This window comes from Rhodoplanes roseus (genome assembly GCF_003258865.1).
Taxonomy (GTDB): domain Bacteria; phylum Pseudomonadota; class Alphaproteobacteria; order Rhizobiales; family Xanthobacteraceae; genus Rhodoplanes; species Rhodoplanes roseus.
The window spans coordinates 1-1,340 of record NZ_NPEX01000569.1 but is presented as its reverse complement, the minus strand read 5'-3'; the positions used below and the strand labels follow the sequence as shown (position 1 = coordinate 1,340).

Sequence of the window (1,340 nt, the reverse complement as noted above, 5' to 3'; positions counted from 1 at the left end):
GGCGGCGGGCCTCTGCCTTCCAAGAAGAAATCTCCCTCAAGGAATGACAGCCATGACTGACGTCGTGATCGTGTCCGCGGCGCGGACCCCGATCGGATCGTTCAACGGCACCCTCAGCCCGCTCGCCGGACACGAGCTCGGCCGCATCGCCATCGAAGAAGCCCTGCGTCGCGCCTCCGTCGCGCCGGGCGAAGTGGACGAGGTCGTGTTCGGCCAGGTCCTCACCGCCGGCCAGGGGCAGAACCCCGCCCGCCAGGCCGCCATCAAGGCCGGCATCCCGGCCGAGAAGACCGCGATCACCGTGAACCAGGTCTGCGGCTCGGGCCTGCGCACCGTGGCGCTCGCCGCCCAGGCGATCGCCACCGGCGACGCCTCGATCATGATCGCGGGCGGGCAGGAGAGCATGACGCGCTCGCTGCACGCGACCTATCTGCGGGCCGGCATCAAGATGGGCCCGGCCGAGATTCTCGACACCATGATCCGCGACGGCCTGTGGGACGCCTTCAACGGCTATCACATGGGCAACACGGCCGAGAACGTCGCCGCCAAGTGGTCGATCTCGCGCGAGGAGCAGGACGCCTTCGCGGCCGCCTCGCAGAACAAGGCCGAGGCCGCCCAGAAGGCCGGCAAGTTCGTCGACGAGATCGTGCCGGTCACCATCACGTCGAAGAAGGGCGACGTGGTGATGTCGGCGGACGAGTATCCGCGCGCCGGCGTCACGGCCGCCGGCCTCGCCAAGCTGCCGCCCGCCTTCGTCAAGGGCGGCACGGTCACGGCCGCCAACGCCTCGGGCATCAACGACGGCGCCGCGGCGCTGGTGCTGATGAGCGCCAAGGACGCGGCGGCCCGCGGGCTCGTCCCGCTCGCCCGCATCGCCTCGTGGGCGACGGCCGGCTGCGACCCGGCCATCATGGGCATCGGCCCGGTTCCGTCGAGCCGCAAGGCGCTGGAGAAGGCCGGCTGGAGCGTCGCCGATCTCGATCTCGTCGAGGCCAACGAGGCCTTCGCGGCGCAGGCCTGCGCGGTCGGCCGCGAGATGGGCTTCGATCCGGCGAAGCTGAACGTCAACGGCGGCGCCATCGCGCTCGGCCATCCGATCGGCGCCTCCGGGGCCCGTGTCCTGACCACGCTGCTGTTCGAGATGAAGCGCCGCAGCGCCAAGAAGGGTCTCGCCACCCTGTGCATCGGCGGCGGCATGGGCATCGCCATGTGCGTCGAGCGCGCCTGACGGCGGTCCGCCGGCCGGGCCCTCGCGCCCGACCGGCCCCCGATCGGGCCTCCTCGCGGTCCGGGCGCGCTGCCGCCCGGGCCGCTTTTTTTTGTGCGCGGCTCGGCGGCGG

General features: G+C 71.9%; 1 protein-coding gene. It reads left to right on the top strand.

The genetic code is table 11. The features are described 5' to 3' along the window. The first annotated feature begins 43 nt into the window (after positions 1 to 43). Positions 44 to 1,228 (top strand): acetyl-CoA C-acetyltransferase, encoded by a 1,185-nt coding sequence (locus tag CH341_RS31295; protein ID WP_281023739.1) that lies wholly within the window; start codon positions 44 to 46, stop codon positions 1,226 to 1,228. The last annotated feature ends 112 nt before the right edge of the window (positions 1,229 to 1,340 follow it).